This is a genomic window from Caenibius tardaugens NBRC 16725 (assembly GCF_003860345.1).
Lineage (GTDB): Bacteria > Pseudomonadota > Alphaproteobacteria > Sphingomonadales > Sphingomonadaceae > Caenibius > Caenibius tardaugens.
On sequence record NZ_CP034179.1, the window covers coordinates 181962 to 199970 of the forward strand.

Here is an 18009-nt window from a genome sequence, read left to right on the forward strand (position 1 = left end):
CGCGTTACTTCCTCAACCGCACGCCGATATAGGCGGCGCGCCCTTGTGTGCCGTAACCACCGGCAATGGTGTAGTCCTGATCCCACACATTCTCCACCCGGCCGAACACCTCGATCGTATCGTTGATGCGATAGCTGGCGCGAATGTCACCAAGAGCATAACTGTCCAGGAGCCTCGTGTTGCTGGCGTTGTCCCACGCATCACCGACCACGCGAAGATCGAAGCCGAGAGCCAGCCCAAGCGGGGTGGTCCAGTCGATCGAGCCCGTGATCATGTGTTCAGGACGGCGGGCGAAGGCATTGCCGCGATTGATATCGCCCGGCGTACGGTTTTCGGTATCCGCATAGCTATAGACGATGTTCGTCGAGAGATTCGGCGTGAAGCGCAACCCGGCTTCCAGTTCGAAGCCCTGCGCCCGTCCTTTGCCCACGTTGTAATAGAACCCGGAAGGCCGCGTGGCACACAGCGGTGCGGTGCCAGTCCAGCAACTGAAGAAGTCGATCAGGTTCGATGCATCCCGACGATAAGCCGTTGCGGCCAGATAGACGGTATCGCCCCGATCACCATAGGAAATGCCGATTTCGTAGGTCTTGCTGCGTTCGGGCTGCACGTCCGGATTGCCGTATTGCGACAGCAATTGATAGAGCGTCGGCGCCTTGAATCCTTCGCCATAGGCCGCACGAACGCGCAAACCGGGGCTGATCAGATAGGACGCATTGGCGCCAAAGGTCCATTCGCCTCCGAAATCCGAATGGTCATCATAACGCAGGCCAGCCGTCGCGATCAGACGATCGCCGTAATAGCCCAACAGGGCGTGCACGCTCCCGTTTTTCGCCTTGCCCTTGTCCGGCGCATTGCTGAACCGGCTCCATTCGTGGTCCCCGCCGAAATTAAGCGCGAACTTGCCCGGCAAGGCAACCCGGCCGAACAGTTCCACCCGTTCGGACCGGCCATCGATGCGATAGGGGAACGACGGATCATCGCCGTCGCGCCGGGTATCTACAATCGTATAGCCTGCATTCAATTGCAGGCTGCCGGTGTCGTAGAGCGCGCCGATACGGCCGGACCATGCTTCAAGCTTTTCCGTCACATCGGCATCGGCGAATGTGTAGGTGGGCGGCGGGAATCCATCCAGTTCCACCTTGCCCCGCGAATAACGGGCATTGGCCGACAAGGAGAGCGTTTCCGTCAGGCGATAGCGTGCGCGACCGGCCAGATTGTATTGCCGATACCCATCCTTTTCCGTGCCGGAAGCCGCCGCCGAATACCCTTCCGCATCGATGAAGCTGCCTGACAGGGCCGCTTCGAACCGATCACTGACAATACCGGCGGCGGCCGTTGCCGTGACGCGATCATCCCCGCCGTATTCGATGCTGCCGCTGGCACCGTTCTCGATCCGGGTGGTGATGTTCATCACCCCGCCCATGGCGTGGGAACCCCAGACGACCGAATTCGGGCCGCGCAGCAGTTCCACGCTCTCGATCGTGCCGTTGGCCAGTTGGGCCAAGTCAAATTCACCATTGGTGGTCGAGGCATCGTTGACCCGCACCCCATCGATCAGCACCAGCGTCTGCCCGGCAGGTGCGCCGCGAACCCCCAGCAGGGTCACGCTGCCCATTGGCCCGGTGCGGGTAAAAGTCGTGCCAGGCAACCGGGTGAGAACGCGCGTGAAATCGCCACCCTGCACCTGTTCGATTTCTTCACGATTGATCACGGTGATGGGCTGCGCCGTGTCATCGGACGATTGCGGCAATCCCGTTGCAGTAACGACAATTTCCTTGTCTTCGGCCAGGGCGGGCTGCGCCAAAACAAGACATGATCCTGCTAAAAACAGATACTTATACATCAAACCTTCTCCATCGAACGAACCAATGTCGTTCGTGGCGAGAGGTCGCGTATCCGCTTTCCTCGTCCGCTGCCTTGGGTACACCCCGCCCTTCGGCTGAACGACCGACACAGGCAGGTCTCCTGGCTCCCGGATCACAGCATTCCGTCCGCCTTCCCGGCCCGCAATCGCAAGGATTACCTTCGGCCAGTGGCAAAGTGGGACAGAACACTCCCCGGTCACAGTTGCGGGGGCAGCACCGGTATTTCACCGATTTCCCTCTTAGGTCCAGAAGCAGCAGATGCCCCGGGACAACCTATGACGTGGGCGCCCATTATGCCGCACGCTCGCGATTTGCAAGCTGCCTTGCCTGCATCGTGCGATGCACCGTGATCGGTGTGTTTTTATATCCGCGCGTTAACGCTCGCCTCACACTGTTCCGCTACGGGACAATAGCCGGATCGCGGATGCGGCCCGCCATCATCCCCGCTACGCGCGCAAACGCGGCGAAAGCAGCACACGAGACAGGACCAGAGTTTGCGCATTATTCCTTCCACCGAAGAGCGGCCGGGCGATTTTCGCGCACGGTTCAGGCGGCGTTCTCGCCCCCTGTCCGCCCGGTGGTGCGGCCCGTTCGGCTTGCGCGGTCCTCGCGGGCAAAGGTTGGCCGTTCTGGCGGCTGCCATTGCCGTGCCGGCCTTCGCCACCCCCGCTTCGTGGGATCTTCCCACCTATGCCGATTCGGCTGAAGCGGCCACGGCCACGCTGGGGTTTGAAACGCCGGGAGAAAGCTTTCCCGGTTCAGCGTTCTACTATCTTGCGGACGATGGGATCATGCCCGCCGCCACGGCAGGTGCGCCCGCGTTCCAGACCGGCGCCCATTGGGACAGCGAAGAACCCGCTCCCGCTATCGCAAATACAGCACGCCCGCTGTTCGCCGCCGGATCGCCAACGGATGAAGCGCGCGCGCTCCACTGCCTGACACAAGCGATCTACTACGAGGCCGCAAGCGAATCCGATGCCGGCCAACGCGCCGTCGCGCAAGTCGTGCTGAACCGGGTCAGCCATCCCGCCTATCCGAACACCGTGTGCGGTGTCGTCTATCAGGGTTCCGAACGCCGGACCGGTTGCCAGTTTACTTTCACCTGCGACGGTTCGTTGGCGCGCACGCCCTCCCGTTTCGCATGGGATCGCGCACACGCGGCGGCACAAGCCGCGCTTGCCGGCGCGGTGTACGCGCCGGTTGGATTGGCGACGCATTATCACACGATCCAGGTTCACCCATACTGGGCCCCCAGCCTCAATCGTTTAACCACCATCGGCGCACACATTTTCTACAGCTGGCGCGGCAATGCCGGACGTCCCGCCGCGTTCAGCGATCGCTATATCGGCAACGAACCGGTGGCCGCCCCCCACGCCCGGACCGTATCCGATCCGAAGGCCGCACTCGATCCGCTCGAACTGGCCCGAACCTATGAAGCCAGCCTTCCGCGTGGCGCTTCCGGCATGTCACTTCCGATCACCGAAAGCGGCATCGCCCCCCAGCCGCGCCCTGATTACACTCCGGCTGTTGCCGCGCGCGGCGGCGACACCCTCTACGAGGGATCCCAGCTCCCGCAGAGCGGTAGCGTAAAGGCCGAATTTGCCCGCAGCGGTGAATGGATCAACAAGCCGTAATTATCTTCCGCCCGCCGGAACCAATTGGCCTAGTAGCCAGTTTTTATGGTTAATTTCCCGTAAACCATGAGCGCCAACGAAGACTTAGTCCGGAGCGTTCAATAAGGCCAAAATTATCCGCGATGAGGCCTGTAATGACCATCCATTTTGCCGCTGCGCGCGATGCCCGGAAATCTCCCGTGGCACGTGCACTGACGCGCCCTGAATTGCGTCCGGCGTGCAATGATAACGCTACCGCCGGCAAACATGACCTCATGATGCATGCCGCCTTGCAGCACTTCGCCGAATTTGGCCTCAATGCCCCCCAGCACGCACGCGACCGGGCCAGAGATGCGTTCTTTTCCGGCGATCGGGAAGCCTATGGCTGGTGGTTGGAAATCTGCCGGCAACTGGACACGCATATGGCGCGCCAACTCGCCAGTCTGATCGATCCCGACCCACGCAATAGCGCCATATAACCGAATTGCACACGGCCCCGGCCCACCGCTGCCCGCACCTTGGTAACCGGCCTGTTAACTAGTCGGTTACGCTTTGCCTGTAACCGGGCAAGGCATGTGCGAACAGGAGCGAAACCATTAAACGGTTGCAGACATTGCTGGCCCGTTTGAGAGAGGGCAACGACCCGGTCGATGACCGCGTTCGTGCGCTCCTTCTCGGGACGCTCTATACGCAACCCACCAGTCTTGCGATCGGCGCTATCAACGGTGTGGCATCCGCTGTCATCGCGGCTTATGTCACCGACAATCGCCTGCTCGTTGTTGCAAGCATTCTCCTTATCCTGATCGCGGTAACCCGTGTAGCCCTGAGCCACTGGATCGGTCGTCAGACGATTCTGCCGGAACATGCCCGGCGCTGGGAAACGGCTTACGAAATCGGCGCTTTCAGCTATTCCATCATGCTGGGCCTGATCGCGGCGCTTTCCATCGGGCTACAGGTCAATGGCCATGTGCAGGTGATGACGGTTGCCGTTGCGCTCTGTTACGGCACCGGAATCGCGGCCCGCAACGCCGGGCGGCCGAACATTGCCATCGGGCAGTTGTTTCTCTCCCTCGTGCCGGTGATCATCGCGTTGTTCTATGTGGGCTCGCTCGCCTACATCGTTCTTGCGATAACCGTAACCCTGCTGGTCCCGGCAATGATGTCGATTTCTCTCAATGTGTTCGGTACCCTGCGCCAATCGATTACCGAAGCGCAGAACAACGCGGAACTGGCCGAACGCATGCAGATACTGGCCCGTACCGACGTCGTCACCGGCATCGCCAATCGCGCTGGCCTCAATCACGAACTGACCGAAAAATCCCTCGCCCTGCCTGCGGACCGGAAGCTGATGCTGCTGTGGGCGGACCTCGATCGCTTCAAGGAAGTGAACGACACGCTCGGGCATCCCGTCGGCGACAAGGTTTTGGCGGAAGTCGCCAAACGCCTGACCGAACAAGCCCCGAAAAGCGCAACACTCGCCCGTTTTGGTGGCGATGAATTCATTATGGTGTGCGAAATCGACGCCCGCAAACAGGCCGAAGATATCGCCAGTCATGTCCTCGGCGAAATCAGTCGTCCGTTCCGCCTCGATGGCGAACGGTTGACCGTGGGCGCTTCACTCGGCGTGGCCCTGCTTCCGGACGATGGCGCCGATATCGCAACACTGATGCAATGCGCCGACCTTGCGCTTTATCACGCCAAAGTCGGAGGGGGGCAGACGGTGAGCTTCTTCGACGCAGCCATGACGCGCGATCTCGTGCGGCGGCGGGAAATCGAGGCGGAATTGCGCGCTGCGATCCAGCGCGATGAACTGTCGATCTTCTTCCAGCCGATTGTCGATCTTGAAACAGGGCGCATCCGCGCGTTCGAAGCGCTGGTGCGCTGGTTCCATCCCGAAAAGGGCGAACTGCGGCCGGATGAATTCATCCCTGTGGCAGAAGAAACCGGCGTTATCATCACGTTGGGCAACTGGATCACGTCGCAAGCTGCAAAAGCCTGCGCGCAATGGCCCGAGGACGTCAGCGTGGCCGTCAATCTTTCGCCAGCCCAAATTCGTGCGCCCGGTGCCGCACTGGGCATCCACAATGCCTTGCGCGAAGCGGGGCTCGACCCGAGCAGGCTGGAATTGGAAGTCACGGAAAGCCTGTTTCTCGACGACGATGAGAATACCGGGCGTTTCATGGATGAACTCTCGGCGCTCGGCGTGCGCTTCGCTCTCGACGATTTCGGCACCGGCTTTTCCTCGCTCGGCTACATCAACAAATTTCCCTTCAAGAAAATCAAGGTCGACAGAAGCTTCGTATCGGGTCCGAACGTGGGCCGCAAAAGCGAAGCCATTATCCGGGCCGTGGCCAAAATGGGTTCCACGCTCGAGATGGATATCGTCGCCGAAGGTCTCGAAACCGTGGAACAGGTCAACGCCGTTCGCGATGCGGGCTGTAACCTCGGTCAGGGCTATTACTTCAGCCGCGCCGTTCCGGACTATCTCGCCGTGATGCTTCTCGCGCGGGAACGCGACGAGCACGAACCACGTCAACAGGTTCTTTAAGCACCGGCTCCGGCGGGCGCCCGCCGACAATCGCACCAACGCATATATCAGGCAATTCTACCGCGATGCCTGCATGGCATTCACGGGCCCGCGGATGAGAGACCCGCCAGCGCGGAATGGCCGGACGAGACGCCACAATGCAGCGACGAATTGCCGGTTTAACGCTCTTGCGATGCATTATTAAAGATAGTTGCCCGGTGGCGGTTTTTGGCGGTTGCAATAGGTGTCGGACGAGCCTAGGGCGACGCGGTTAGCCGGGTCCCGCCGCCCTGTTGGCGCGCGGCTTGCCCATATGCCTGAAATGCCCTCCAAACGGGAAGGAAATCCACTCATCATGGCTCGCAAGAAAATCGCCCTTATCGGCGCCGGTAACATCGGCGGCACCCTTGCTCACCTCGCAGCACAGAAAGAACTGGGCGACATCGTCCTGTTCGACGTTGTCGAAGGCGTTCCCCAGGGCAAGGCTCTGGACCTGTCGCAGTGCGGCCCGGTCGAAGGCTTTGACGCCAAGATCACCGGCACCAACGACTATGCCGACATCGCGGGCGCAGACGTTATCATCGTCACCGCCGGCGTTGCCCGCAAGCCCGGCATGAGCCGTGACGACCTTCTCGGCATCAACCTCTCGGTGATGAAGTCGGTCGGCGAAGGCATCAAGAACAACGCCCCTGACGCATTCGTGATCTGCATCACCAATCCGCTCGACGCGATGGTCTGGGCGCTGCGCGAATTCTCTGGCCTGCCCCACAACAAGGTGGTCGGCATGGCTGGCGTGCTCGATTCGGCACGCTTCACCACCTTCCTTGCACAGGAATTCAACGTCTCGATCCGCGACGTGAACACTTTTGTGCTCGGCGGCCACGGCGACACCATGGTTCCGGTTGTGGAATACTCGACCGTCAACGGCATCCCCGTCCCCGACCTCGTCAAGATGGGTCTGTCGACGAAGGAACGCATCGACGCGATCGTGCAGCGCACCCGTTCGGGCGGCGGCGAAATCGTCGGTCTGCTCAAAACAGGTTCGGCTTTCTACGCTCCGGCTGCTTCGGGCATTGCCATGGCGGAAGCCTATCTTAACGACCAGAAGCGCATTCTGCCCTGTGCAGCCTATGTCGATGGCCAGTACGGCGTCGACGGTCTCTATGTTGGCGTTCCGGTTCAGATCGGCGCTGGCGGCGTGGAAAAGGTTGTCGAGATCGAACTCGACGCCGAAGCCAAGACCAACTTCCAGGTTTCCGTCGACGCGGTCAAGGAACTGCTTGATGCCTGCAAGGGCATCGACAGCTCGCTGGCCTGATCCCTTTCGTCTCCCCAGGAGTTTCCCATGTCCATTCTCATTGACAAGAACACCAAGGTCATCACCCAGGGGATGACCGGTGCCACCGGCACCTTCCACACCGAACAGGCGCTGGCATACGGCACCCAGATGGTTGGCGGCGTGACCCCCGGCAAGGGCGGCACGACCCACATCGGCCTGCCCAACTTCAACACTGTTGCAGAAGCCAAGGCCGTGACCGGCGCGACCGCTTCGTGCATCTACGTTCCGCCGCCGTTCGCAGCGGATTCGATCCTCGAAGCGATCGATGCGGAAATGGAACTGATCGTTGCGATCACCGAAGGCATCCCCGTTCTCGACATGGTGCGCGTGAAGCGCGCCCTGCAGGGTTCGAAATCGCGCCTGATCGGCCCGAACTGCCCCGGCGTTCTGACCCCGAATGAATGCAAGATCGGCATTATGCCGGGCTCGATCTTCAAGAAGGGTTCGGTTGGCGTGGTCAGCCGTTCGGGTACGCTGACGTACGAAGCCGTGTTCCAGACCACCAACATCGGTCTTGGCCAGACGACGGCTGTCGGCATCGGCGGTGACCCGGTCAACGGCACCAACTTCATCGACGTGCTGGAACTCTTCCTTGCTGACGACGAAACCAAGTCGATCATCATGATCGGTGAAATCGGCGGCAGCGCTGAAGAAGAAGCAGCCCAGTTCCTCAAGGACGAAGCGAAGCGTGGCCGCAAGAAGCCGATGGTTGGCTTCATCGCGGGCCGTACGGCGCCTCCGGGCCGTCGCATGGGCCATGCCGGTGCCATCGTCTCCGGTGGCCAGGGCGGCGCAGAAGACAAGATTGCGGCGATGGAAGAAGCGGGCATCCGCGTCTCGCCCTCGCCCTCGCTTCTCGGCGAAACGCTCGACGGTCTCCTCAAGGAACTCGTCTGAGCCAAAGATAGAGCCCCTGCTGCGGCAGGGGCTCCTCCCCTTCCCCGGGAGCGCAAACGCGGTTGGGACATTGTCATTTGCCGGACTGACAAGCAGTCCAGCATCCAGAGGTGACCCCTATGGGTAACGAAAGCCACGATTTCCTGCCCGATGGTCCGCAACAGGGCCCGTCATGGCAGAACGCGCGCTGGCCGCTGGTTGGCGGCGCGGACGAAGACGAATTCACGCAGGCGCTGGACCCCACTGCGATGCAGTTGGCGATCAAGCAGTCCGCCGCGAAAGCGGAAAAGGCGTTGGACGAAACCGCCATCGCGCAGGCCGCAGACGAATCCATCCGCGCGATGCTGCTGATCCGCACCTATCGGGTGCGCGGCCATCTTGCTGCGGATCTCGATCCACTGGGCCTTTCAACCCGCGATCTTCCCGCAGACCTGACACCCGAATATTACGGCTTTGTCGGTGCGGCTCTCGACAAGCCGGTTTACGTCGGCGGCGCACTCGGCCTCGAGTGGAGCACACCGCGGCAGCTGGTGCAGATTCTGCGCGCCAACTATTGCGGCAAGGTCGGCCTCGAATACATGCACATATCCGATGTGGAGGAACGCCGTTTCCTTCAGGATCGCATGGAAGGTGCGGACAAGTCGATCGACTTCACCGTGCTGGGCAAGAAGGCCATTCTTTCGGCTGTGATCCGCGGGGAACAGTACGAAAAATTCCTCGGGAAGAAATATGTCGGCACCAAGCGCTTCGGCCTTGATGGCGGCGAATCGATGATCCCGGCACTGGAAGCGGTCATCAAGTATGGCGGCCAGCTGGGCGTGCGTGAAATCGTTTACGGCATGGCGCATCGCGGCCGCCTTAACGTGCTCGCCAACGTCATGGCGAAGCCGTACCGGGTGATCTTCCACGAATTTTCCGGCGGCAGCGCCAACCCTGACGATGTCGGCGGTTCGGGTGACGTGAAGTATCACCTCGGCACCAGCACCGACCGTGAATTCGACGGCATTTCGGTGCACATGTCGCTGGTCCCGAATCCCAGCCATCTCGAAACCGTTGACGGTGTCGTGCTGGGCAAGGTCCGCGCGCAGCAGGCGTTCCACGACGATCTCGACAAGCATGAACAGGTCATGCCGGTGTTGATCCATGGCGACGCGGCCTTCGCCGGCCAGGGCATCGTGTGGGAATGCTTCGGCCTGTCCGGCGTGCGCGGCTATTCCACCGGCGGCTGTATCCACTTCATCATCAACAACCAGATCGGGTTCACCACCAGCCCCAAGTTCGCGCGCAATTCGCCCTATCCGTCGGATGTGGCGAAAGGCGTGCAGGCCCCGATCCTGCACATCAACGGCGACGATCCGGAAGCGGTCACCTTCGCCTGCAAACTGGCGGTCGAGTATCGCCAGATGTTCAAGCGCGATATCGTGATCGATATGTGGTGTTACCGCCGTTTCGGGCACAACGAAGGCGATGAACCGGGCTTCACACAGCCGCTGATGTACGATCGCATTCGCCAGCATCCACCGGTCAGCGCCATCTACGCCGATCGGCTGAAAGCCGAAGGCGTCATCGACGACGACTATATCGCGCAGACCACGAGCGATTTCGTGAAACTGCTCGATGACGAGTTTGAGGCTGGCAAGAATTACAAGGCGAACGAAGCCGACTGGTTCGGTGGACGCTGGTCGGGCCTCCACAAGCCTGCCGATCCTGAAACCGCGCGCCGCAACGTGGCGACAGCGATCGAGCCCAAGCTGTTCGAAAGCCTGGGCCGCACGCTGACGACTGTTCCGGACGATCTCACCATCCACAAAACGCTTGGGCGCGTGATCGAAGCCAAGCGCAAGATGTTCGAGGATGGCGAAGGGTTCGACTGGGCCACCGCCGAAGCACTCGCTTTCGGCAGCCTGACCATGGAAGGCTTCGGCGTCCGTCTGTCAGGGCAGGATTCCGGCCGCGGCACTTTCAGCCAACGGCACGCTATCTGGATCGACCAGAAGGACGAACACAAATACGTCCCGCTGGCCACGCTGCCGCATGGCAAGTTCGAAGTCTACGACAGCACCTTGTCCGAATACGGGGTGCTTGGCTTCGAATATGGTTTCGCTTCGGCCGATCCGAAAACGCTGGTTCTGTGGGAAGCGCAGTTTGGCGACTTCGCCAATGGCGCGCAGATCGTAATCGATCAGTATGTGGCTGCGGGCGAAGCCAAGTGGCTGCGGGCGAACGGTCTCGTTCTCCTGCTGCCCCATGGCTATGAAGGCCAGGGCCCGGAACACAGTTCCGCCCGGCTTGAACGGTTCCTGCAGCTCTGCGCCGACGATAACCTTCAGGTTTGCAACATCACTGTCCCGGCGAACTATTTCCACGTTCTGCGCCGGCAGATGTTGCGTCCGTTCCGCAAGCCGCTGATCATCATGGCGCCGAAATCGCTTCTGCGTCACCCGATGGCGAAAAGCGCAGCGGACGAATTTGTCGGCGACAGCCACTTCCGCCGCATTGTCAGCGACACGAAAACGATCCCTGACGACAAGATTCGCCGTCTGGTGCTCTGTTCGGGCAAGGTCGCCTATGACCTGATCGAGAAACGCGATGCCGAAGGGCTGGACGATGTCTCCATTGTCCGCCTGGAACAGCTTTACCCGTTCCCGGGCAAGCCGCTGACCGAACGTCTCGCTGCGATGACCAATCTCGAAGAGGTGGTCTGGTGCCAGGAAGAACCGCGCAACAATGGCGCATGGTTCTTTGTGGAGCATCCGATCGAAGTGGCGCTCAACGCTGCGGGCAAGACTGGCATGCGGCCGTCCTATGCCGGGCGCCTTCCTTCGGCCTCGCCGGCAACGGGTCTGGCCAAACGCCACGCGCAGCAGCAGCAGGCTCTGGTCAATCACGCACTGGGTCTGCCCGGCGGCGAACAACCCAAGCACAGCTTTCATCCCGCCGATAACGGCGAATAGACGTCCTGACTGGACAGGGAAGACAAACCATGTCGATCGAAGTCAAAGTCCCCGTACTGGGTGAATCGGTTACCGAAGCAACCGTGGGCGAATGGCTGAAGCAGCCCGGCGAAGCGGTGAAGGCAGACGAACCCATCGTCAGCCTCGAAACCGACAAAGTCGCGGTGGAAGTGCCCGCGCCCTTTGATGGTGTGCTGACCGAACAGAAAGTCGCCGTTGGTGACACCGTGGAAGTCGGCGCGGTTATCGCCCTGCTGACCGAAGGCGGCGCTGGCGCTGCGCCGGCCGCCAAGGATGCGGCTGCGGCACCCGCTGCCACCGCCCCCGCAACGGCGGCGCCTCAGGATGCGGACGCCTCGCAGACACTATCCCCGGCGGTCCGCCGCGCGGTGCTCGAACACGGTGTCGATCCGTCGACGATCAAAGGTTCGGGCAAGGATGGCCGTCTGACCAAGGAAGACGTGATCGCGGCGGCCAAGGCCAAGGATACGGAAGCCCCTGCCCCAGCCAGCACTGCGGCAGCCGGCGCGCCATCGTCTGCCGTTCCGGCGGCTGGCCGCAATGTCGAACGCGTCAAGATGACGCGCCTGCGCCAGACGATCGCCAAGCGCCTGAAAAGCGCACAGAACGATGCCGCCCTTCTCACCACTTTCAACGATGTCGACATGTCGGCCGTCATCGAAGCACGCGAGAAGTACAAGGACGTGTTCCAGAAGAAGCACGGCATCAAGCTTGGCTTCATGTCGTTCTTCGCCAAGGCATCCGTGCTGGCGCTCAAGGATATTCCGGCAGTCAACGCGCAGATCGATGGCAACGAAATCCTCTATCACGATTTCGTCGATATCTCGATCGCGGTCTCCGCCCCCAATGGCCTTGTTGTTCCGGTCGTGCGCGATTGTGACAAGCTGGGCTTTGCCGGGATCGAGAAGGCGATTGCCGACTACGGCAAGAAGGCCAAGGAAGGCACGCTGACCATGGAAGACATGAAGGGCGGGACCTTCACGATTTCCAATGGCGGTGTGTTCGGCGGCCTGATGTCGACCCCGATCATCAATCCTCCGCAGTCGGCCGTGCTTGGCCTGCACCGCATCGAGGATCGGCCGGTTGTCCGCAATGGCGAAATTGTCATCCGTCCGATGATGTACATTGCGCTGTCTTACGATCACCGTATCATCGATGGCCGTGAAGCAGTGACTGCGCTGAAAACCATCAAGGAAGCGATCGAAGATCCCACACGGATTCTCATCGACCTCTAAGGATCTGGCCTGATGCGTATCGGACTCCTTGTTCTGCCAGGCCTTGCCGCCCTGATCAGCGGCTGCGGCACGGCGGGCGAGGAGTCTCTGAACAAAAGCTTCGACGAGGAGTTTCGCAGCTCCTGCGTCAGCTCTGCCGTCAAGACCGGTGCACCGCCCCCGCTCGCAGCGCGGGCCTGCGCCTGTACGATCGACGAAATCAACGCAAAGTACAGCACGCGTGAAAAGCTGGCTCTGTCGCAAGACGAGATCATGCCGATCATCGAGGCGTGCGCGAACAAAACGGTGCAACGATAATGGCTGAATACGACTACGACGTTCTTGTCATCGGTGCCGGCCCCGGCGGTTATGTGGCAGCTATCCGTGCCGCGCAGCTCGGCCTCAAGACGGCCTGTGTCGAATCCCGCGAAACCCTTGGCGGCACCTGCCTCAACGTGGGCTGCATCCCTTCCAAGGCCCTGCTACACGGGTCGGAACTGTTCGAAGAAGCACACGATGGCACGCTTGCCAAGTTCGGTGTGAAGACCGGCAAGGTCGAAATCGACGTGGCCACGCTGCAGGGTGAAAAGGCAACCGCCGTCAAGGAACTGACCGGCGGTATCGAATACCTGTTCAAGAAGAACAAGGTCGAATGGCTCAAGGGCCTCGGCGCGTTCAAGGATGCCCATACGGTCGAAGTGGCCGGAAAGTCCTGGACCGCGAAGAATGTGGTGATCGCCACCGGTTCGTCGGTCACCCCCCTGCCAGGCGTTGCTGTCGATAACGACAAGGGCATTATCGTCGATTCAACCGGCGCTCTGGCCCTGGCTGCTGTCCCCAAGAAGCTCGTGGTGATTGGCGGCGGCGTGATCGGACTGGAACTCGGCTCGGTCTGGCGGCGCCTTGGCGCAGACGTCACTGTGGTCGAATTTCTCGATGCCCTGCTTCCCGGCATGGACGGCGACGTCCGCAAGGAAGCCGCCAAGATCTTCAAGAAGCAGGGCATGGAACTGAAGCTGGGAACCAAGGTCACCGCGGCCGAGGTCAAAGGCAAGAAAGCCATTCTCACGCTCGAACCGGCTGCTGGTGGCACTGCGGAAACGCTCGAAGCCGATTGCGTTCTGGTTGCCATTGGCCGTCGCCCGAATGTCGATGGCCTTAATCTCGAGGCGATCGGTCTGGCGCTGAATCAACGCGGCCAGATTGAAACCGACCACGATTTCCGCACCAAGGTCGATGGCGTCTGGGCCATTGGCGACGTGATCCCCGGCCCGATGCTGGCGCACAAGGCGGAAGACGAAGGCATTGCCGTTGCGGAAAACATCGCCGGGCAGATCGGCATCGTGAACCATGCGGTAATCCCCAGCGTGGTCTACACCACCCCGGAAATCGCTGGTGTCGGTCTGACCGAAGAAGCCGCCAAGGAAGCGGGCTTCGACATCAAGGTCGGCAAGTTCCCGATGATGGCCAACAGTCGCGCCAAGACCAACCGCGAACCGGACGGCTTTGTGAAAGTGATCGCCGATGCGAAAACCGATCGGGTTCTGGGCACCTGGGTTATTGCCTCGGTCGCCGGAACAATGATTGCACAGGTTGCGCAGGCCATGGAATTCGGCGCCCTGTCGGAAGACATCGCCTATACCTGCCACGCACACCCGACACATTCCGAAGCCATCAAGGAAGCGGCAATGGCTGTGCGGGGCAAGCCCATCCATATGTGACGGGTAATCACGCCGGCCCGCCGGGTGAAATCGACATACAAAAAGGGGGAGACCGTCGCGGCCTCCCCCTTTTTTCATCAGTTCGTGCGCGATCAGATACCGTCGCGATAGACCGGTCCCTGCGCGTCGCGCGCCCGGGCATAGGCATCATCGCTCCACTGCCCATTGTCGGGGGATGCATCGCCATAGCGGTCATCCCCGGAACGATAATCCATCGACGCGCTGTCACCGCTGTAACGGATGCCACCGATGCGTCCGCCGGAATCGATGGCGCACGAGAAACTGCGTCCGTCGCGAAGCGTGCCGTTCACGCTCCAGCCATTGCCGGAACGCTGGACCCCTTCGACATTGTCGACACTATCCTTGCGTTCCACTTCGGCCACGCATTGATCCACGGCGCCGTCAATGCCCCGACCCTGCGAATAGGTGCCATCCTGGCTCTGACGATAGTTGTAGTCATCACCGCGATAGTCGGGATCGCTGGTCCGATAGCCATCGTTATCGGCACGATAATCGTCACCGCGATAATCGCGATCCCGATAGTCGCTGTCCTTTTTCGAATTGCTGGCTGCGGCGGCCACTGCGGCGATCCCGCCCAATATCAGAACGCCGGCCAGAACATCGCCGCCATCAATACCGCCGCGATGGCGCTTGTACCGGCCATAGGACGGATAGCGTCCCCAGCCACGGCTGTTTTCGACAACCGACCCGTCGTCCGCCTGCGCATGCAACACGGCGAAGGCCGGTGCAGGCGATTGCGCCACAACCGGCAAAGGGGCGGCGATTGCCGGGGTTGCCGCCATCGAAACCGATGCAGCAAGAGCGGTGAAAGCAGCAAAACGTGAGGAAAAACGGCCCATTCCAAGACCTTTCAAAAGAAGCAGCAAAGCCCAGAGCGCTGCATCATGCCGGATTACACGTGCGATACTTACGGTGATCTGAATGATCGGTTTGAAACATGGCCCGGATTTCGAGAAATCCGGGCCACATCTGTTCCTCGCAGCAGATGTTACAGGCCGCGAATGTTCTTGTAATCGATTTCGGTCACCCGGCCGTAGCGCACCTTGCAGGTGAAGCTGCCCGCGTCATAACCACGATAGCGGTTGTTCCAGCCACGATAGTCGTTGTTCCAGCCCCGGCCATAAGCCCGGTCGCCAGAGCGCCAGTCGCGACCCATGTTGTTCACCGCGATACGTCCCTTGACGGTATATCCGCCGTTGGTGCGCTTGATATCGCGAACATCGGTGACCTTGGCATTGCCATAGCTGTGCCGGGATGCATCGCGTTCAGCCGAACGGACACACATTTCCACCGCCTGCCGCGGATTGCCGCGACGGTTGTAATCGTCCCGATCGCGATAGCCATAACGCGAATAGTCATCGCGATAACCATAGCGGTCATTATTGCGGTCGTAGTTGCGATCGTAGCCGCGGTCACGCGATGCGGATGAGGCAATCGCGGCGATACCACCGATAACCAGCGCACCGGCGATGATTTCACCGGCACCAATGCCATCGCCGCGATCACGATCACGGGCCATGGCGGGCGAAGCAGACGTGACAGCCATCGCACCTGCGGCGACGGTCCCGATCAGAGCTTTGGACATGGTCTTCATCGCATTAATCCTTTTCAACGGTCGAGCCATACCCCCGACCATGGAACGGCTTCTAGCGAATCGCAGGTATGGAAATGCTGAACCCGGTCGACAGCATCCGTTCATGAACCGGATTATTTTTCTGAACGAACATCCAGACCCGTCCACCGGGCGAGGAACGCCAGCACATCGGCGCCTTCCGCGATCTGCTTGTCTGTCGGCTTGCCTGACCCGTGCCCGGCCCCGGTTTCGATGCGGATCAGATGTGGCTTGTTACCAATGGGCGCCGCCTGCAGGGCTGCTGCATATTTGAAGCTGTGGCCAGGCACCACGCGGTCATCCGTATCTGCGGTTGTCACAATGATCGCCGGGTAATCCACCCCCGCGCGAATGTTGTGATAGGGGGAATAGGAACGCAGGATGGTGAAGTCTTCTTTCCGATCCGGATGGCCGTAATCATCCACCCAATATCGCCCCGCGGTCCAGCGGTCGAACCGCAACATATCCATTACGCCGACGGCCGCATGCACCGCATTGAACAAATCCGGGCGCTGATTCGTCACCGCCCCCATCAGCAGGCCACCGTTCGACCGTCCTTCGATCGCCAGACCATCGGGCGAAGTAATCCCTTCCCGCTTCAAATATTCGCCAGCGGCAATAAAATCGTCGAAAACGTTCTGCTTGTTGGCCAGACGGCCCGCATCATGCCACGCCTTGCCATATTCGCCCCCACCACGAATGTTCGCCAGTGCGAAAGCCCCGCCCGCTTCCAGCCAGGCCATCCGCACGGCGGAAAATCCCGGGGTCACCGATACGTCGAAACCGCCATACCCATAAAGCATGGTCGGCACGGCCTTGCCCGCTTCTGCCACACTGCGTTTGCGCACCACGAACATCGGCACATTGGTGCCGTCCTTGGACGTGAAAAACCGTTGCTCCACCGCATAGGCATCCGGATCGAAAGTCAGCTTCGGCAAGGCGAAGGGTTGCATCCGGCCTGTGGCCAGATCCATCCGATAGATTCCGGCAGGCCGGTTGAAACTGGCGAAACTGTAGAACGTCTCGGGATCGCCCGGCTTGCCGGTGAACCCGTTCGCAGTACCCAATCCGTTGAGCCGGATTTCATCCACCCGCGTGCCACCAAGTTCGAAGATCAGGGCCCGCGATGCGGCATCCTTGAGATAAGACACGACAAGCCGATTACCCACCAGCGAAGCCGCATTGATCGTTTCCGGTGACTGACGCACCACTTCGTACCAGCGCGGGGCCCCCGCATCGAGATCGATCGCAACAATCCGGAAACGCGGCGCATCCTCGTTGGTGGTAAACCACAGCACCCCACCGGTACCCTCGATCAGATTCCACGCGTTATCGAAGCCCGTGATCAAAGGCCGGGCGAACCAGCCCTTCTGCGCACGCTTCGCCAAATCGATGGCGTGCACTTCATATTTCGAATCGGTGCCGATCGCGCTTGTGATAACCGCCCAGCGCCCGTCATAAGTCACCTCTGCGGTATGGCTGCGCTCCTTGTGGTCAGGCGTTGCGAAGACGCGTTCATCCACACTCTGATCGGTGCCCAGACGATGGAAATAGACCGCCTGATTGTAATTGAGCGCCTGAAAATCCTGCCCGCCTTCCGGTTCCGGAAAACGGGAATAGAGAAAGCCTTCTTCCCCCACCCAGGCCAGACTGGTGAACTTCGCCCAGCGCACGGTATCCGACAGGCGCTTGCCCGTCCGCACGTCGAGCACTTCCAGCCTGCGCCAATCACTGCCGTCTTCCTGCACGCTGTAAAGAACGTAGCGGCCATCAGGCGATGGCTTCCAGGCATCGAGTGCGCTTGTGCCATCCTTCGACCATTGCACCGGGTCCAGCAGCAACCGGGGCTTGCCATTCAGGCCCTTGCGCACGAACAACTGGGGCTGGTTCTGCAGCCCTTCGTTGCGTTCGTAGAAGTATTGCCCGCCAGCCTTCACCGGGATCGAAAACCGCTCATAATTCATGAGCTGGCCAATCTTTTCGGAAAACCACGCCCGGCCCGGCAGCGTCCTGAGATAGGCGTCGGTCACGACGTTTTCACGGGCAACCCAGTCGGCGACCTCGGGCGTATTACGAACATCGTTTTCCAGCCAGCGATAGGGATCGGCGATCGTCTCGCCAAAAAGCACGTCGTTCACATTATCGCGGCGGGTTTGTGGATAGGTGATGGCTGGGTTGGTCGCGGGCACAGGCGCGGCTCCGGCTGAAACGGGGTTGGCCAT

13 protein-coding genes and 1 riboswitch are annotated in these 18009 nt (G+C 60.7%); of the genes, 9 read left to right on the forward strand and 4 right to left on the reverse strand.

The features are described 5' to 3' along the window. Positions 1-4: 4 nt before the first annotated feature. Entirely contained in the window at positions 5-1807 is a 1803-nt protein-coding gene (locus EGO55_RS00950; RefSeq protein ID WP_161566000.1) for a TonB-dependent receptor plug domain-containing protein, read from the reverse strand. A gap of 134 nt (positions 1808-1941) precedes the next feature. Continuing rightward, a riboswitch (cobalamin riboswitch) is annotated at positions 1942-2160 on the reverse strand. A 202-nt stretch (positions 2161-2362) separates the two neighbouring features. Between EGO55_RS00950 and EGO55_RS00955 the strand changes: the two genes are divergently transcribed. From EGO55_RS00955 to lpdA, 9 genes are all read left to right on the forward strand, one after another. After that, positions 2363-3502 carry a cell wall hydrolase gene (locus EGO55_RS00955; RefSeq protein WP_021689108.1) on the forward strand — a complete coding sequence of 380 codons (1140 nt, stop codon included), beginning with the start codon at positions 2363-2365 and terminating at the stop codon, positions 3500-3502. A 134-nt stretch (positions 3503-3636) separates the two neighbouring features. Further along, the gene (locus tag EGO55_RS00960) at positions 3637-3960 is read left to right on the forward strand and encodes a hypothetical protein (protein WP_021689109.1); all 324 of its coding nucleotides are present in this window, start codon (positions 3637-3639) and stop codon (positions 3958-3960) included. Positions 3961-4106: 146 nt separating this feature from the next. Next, positions 4107-6029 (forward strand): putative bifunctional diguanylate cyclase/phosphodiesterase, encoded by a 1923-nt coding sequence (locus EGO55_RS00965; protein ID WP_040715073.1) that lies wholly within the window; start codon positions 4107-4109, stop codon positions 6027-6029. A 334-nt stretch (positions 6030-6363) separates the two neighbouring features. Further along, positions 6364-7326 (forward strand): malate dehydrogenase, encoded by a 963-nt coding sequence (gene mdh / locus EGO55_RS00970; RefSeq protein ID WP_021689111.1) that lies wholly within the window; start codon positions 6364-6366, stop codon positions 7324-7326. A gap of 27 nt (positions 7327-7353) precedes the next feature. After that, positions 7354-8244: a succinate--CoA ligase subunit alpha gene (sucD, locus tag EGO55_RS00975; protein ID WP_021689112.1), complete on the forward strand. Its 891-nt coding sequence runs from the start codon at positions 7354-7356 to the stop codon at positions 8242-8244. 119 nt (positions 8245-8363) lie between these two features. Continuing rightward, on the forward strand, positions 8364-11198 hold the full coding sequence (locus tag EGO55_RS00980; protein ID WP_021689113.1) for a 2-oxoglutarate dehydrogenase E1 component: 2835 nt from the start codon (positions 8364-8366) through the stop codon (positions 11196-11198). A gap of 29 nt (positions 11199-11227) precedes the next feature. After that, a complete protein-coding gene (gene odhB / locus EGO55_RS00985) occupies positions 11228-12454 on the forward strand; it encodes a 2-oxoglutarate dehydrogenase complex dihydrolipoyllysine-residue succinyltransferase (RefSeq protein WP_021689114.1) in 1227 nt (408 codons plus the stop codon). Positions 12455-12466: 12 nt separating this feature from the next. Next, positions 12467-12751: a hypothetical protein gene (locus EGO55_RS00990; RefSeq protein WP_021689115.1), complete on the forward strand. Its 285-nt coding sequence runs from the start codon at positions 12467-12469 to the stop codon at positions 12749-12751. Further along, positions 12751-14154: a dihydrolipoyl dehydrogenase gene (gene lpdA, locus EGO55_RS00995; protein ID WP_021689116.1), complete on the forward strand. Its 1404-nt coding sequence runs from the start codon at positions 12751-12753 to the stop codon at positions 14152-14154. The genes EGO55_RS00990 and lpdA overlap by 1 nt, the downstream gene beginning before the upstream one ends. Positions 14155-14246: 92 nt before the next feature. On the opposite strand, the gene EGO55_RS01000 is transcribed toward lpdA, so the two are convergent. From EGO55_RS01000 to EGO55_RS01010, 3 genes are all read right to left on the reverse strand, one after another. Further along, positions 14247-15014: a hypothetical protein gene (locus EGO55_RS01000; protein WP_021689117.1), complete on the reverse strand. Its 768-nt coding sequence runs from the start codon at positions 15012-15014 to the stop codon at positions 14247-14249. Between the two features lie 149 nt (positions 15015-15163). Next, positions 15164-15769: a hypothetical protein gene (locus tag EGO55_RS01005; protein WP_021689118.1), complete on the reverse strand. Its 606-nt coding sequence runs from the start codon at positions 15767-15769 to the stop codon at positions 15164-15166. Positions 15770-15882: 113 nt separating this feature from the next. Next, a complete protein-coding gene (locus EGO55_RS01010; RefSeq protein WP_040715075.1) occupies positions 15883-18009 on the reverse strand; it encodes a prolyl oligopeptidase family serine peptidase in 2127 nt (708 codons plus the stop codon).

Coding starts and splice junctions, on each gene's coding strand:
- EGO55_RS00960 (WP_021689109.1), top strand. CDS start 3,637: ATGACCATCCATTTTGCCGCTGCGCGCGATGCCCGGAAATCTCCCGTG.
- mdh (WP_021689111.1), top strand. CDS start 6,364: ATGGCTCGCAAGAAAATCGCCCTTATCGGCGCCGGTAACATCGGCGGC.
- sucD (WP_021689112.1), top strand. CDS start 7,354: ATGTCCATTCTCATTGACAAGAACACCAAGGTCATCACCCAGGGGATG.
- EGO55_RS00980 (WP_021689113.1), top strand. CDS start 8,364: ATGGGTAACGAAAGCCACGATTTCCTGCCCGATGGTCCGCAACAGGGC.
- odhB (WP_021689114.1), top strand. CDS start 11,228: ATGTCGATCGAAGTCAAAGTCCCCGTACTGGGTGAATCGGTTACCGAA.
- EGO55_RS00990 (WP_021689115.1), top strand. CDS start 12,467: ATGCGTATCGGACTCCTTGTTCTGCCAGGCCTTGCCGCCCTGATCAGC.
- lpdA (WP_021689116.1), top strand. CDS start 12,751: ATGGCTGAATACGACTACGACGTTCTTGTCATCGGTGCCGGCCCCGGC.
- EGO55_RS01000 (WP_021689117.1), bottom strand. CDS start 15,014: ATGGGCCGTTTTTCCTCACGTTTTGCTGCTTTCACCGCTCTTGCTGCA.
- EGO55_RS01005 (WP_021689118.1), bottom strand. CDS start 15,769: ATGAAGACCATGTCCAAAGCTCTGATCGGGACCGTCGCCGCAGGTGCG.
- EGO55_RS01010 (WP_040715075.1), bottom strand. CDS start 18,009: ATGGCCAACCCCGTTTCAGCCGGAGCCGCGCCTGTGCCCGCGACCAAC.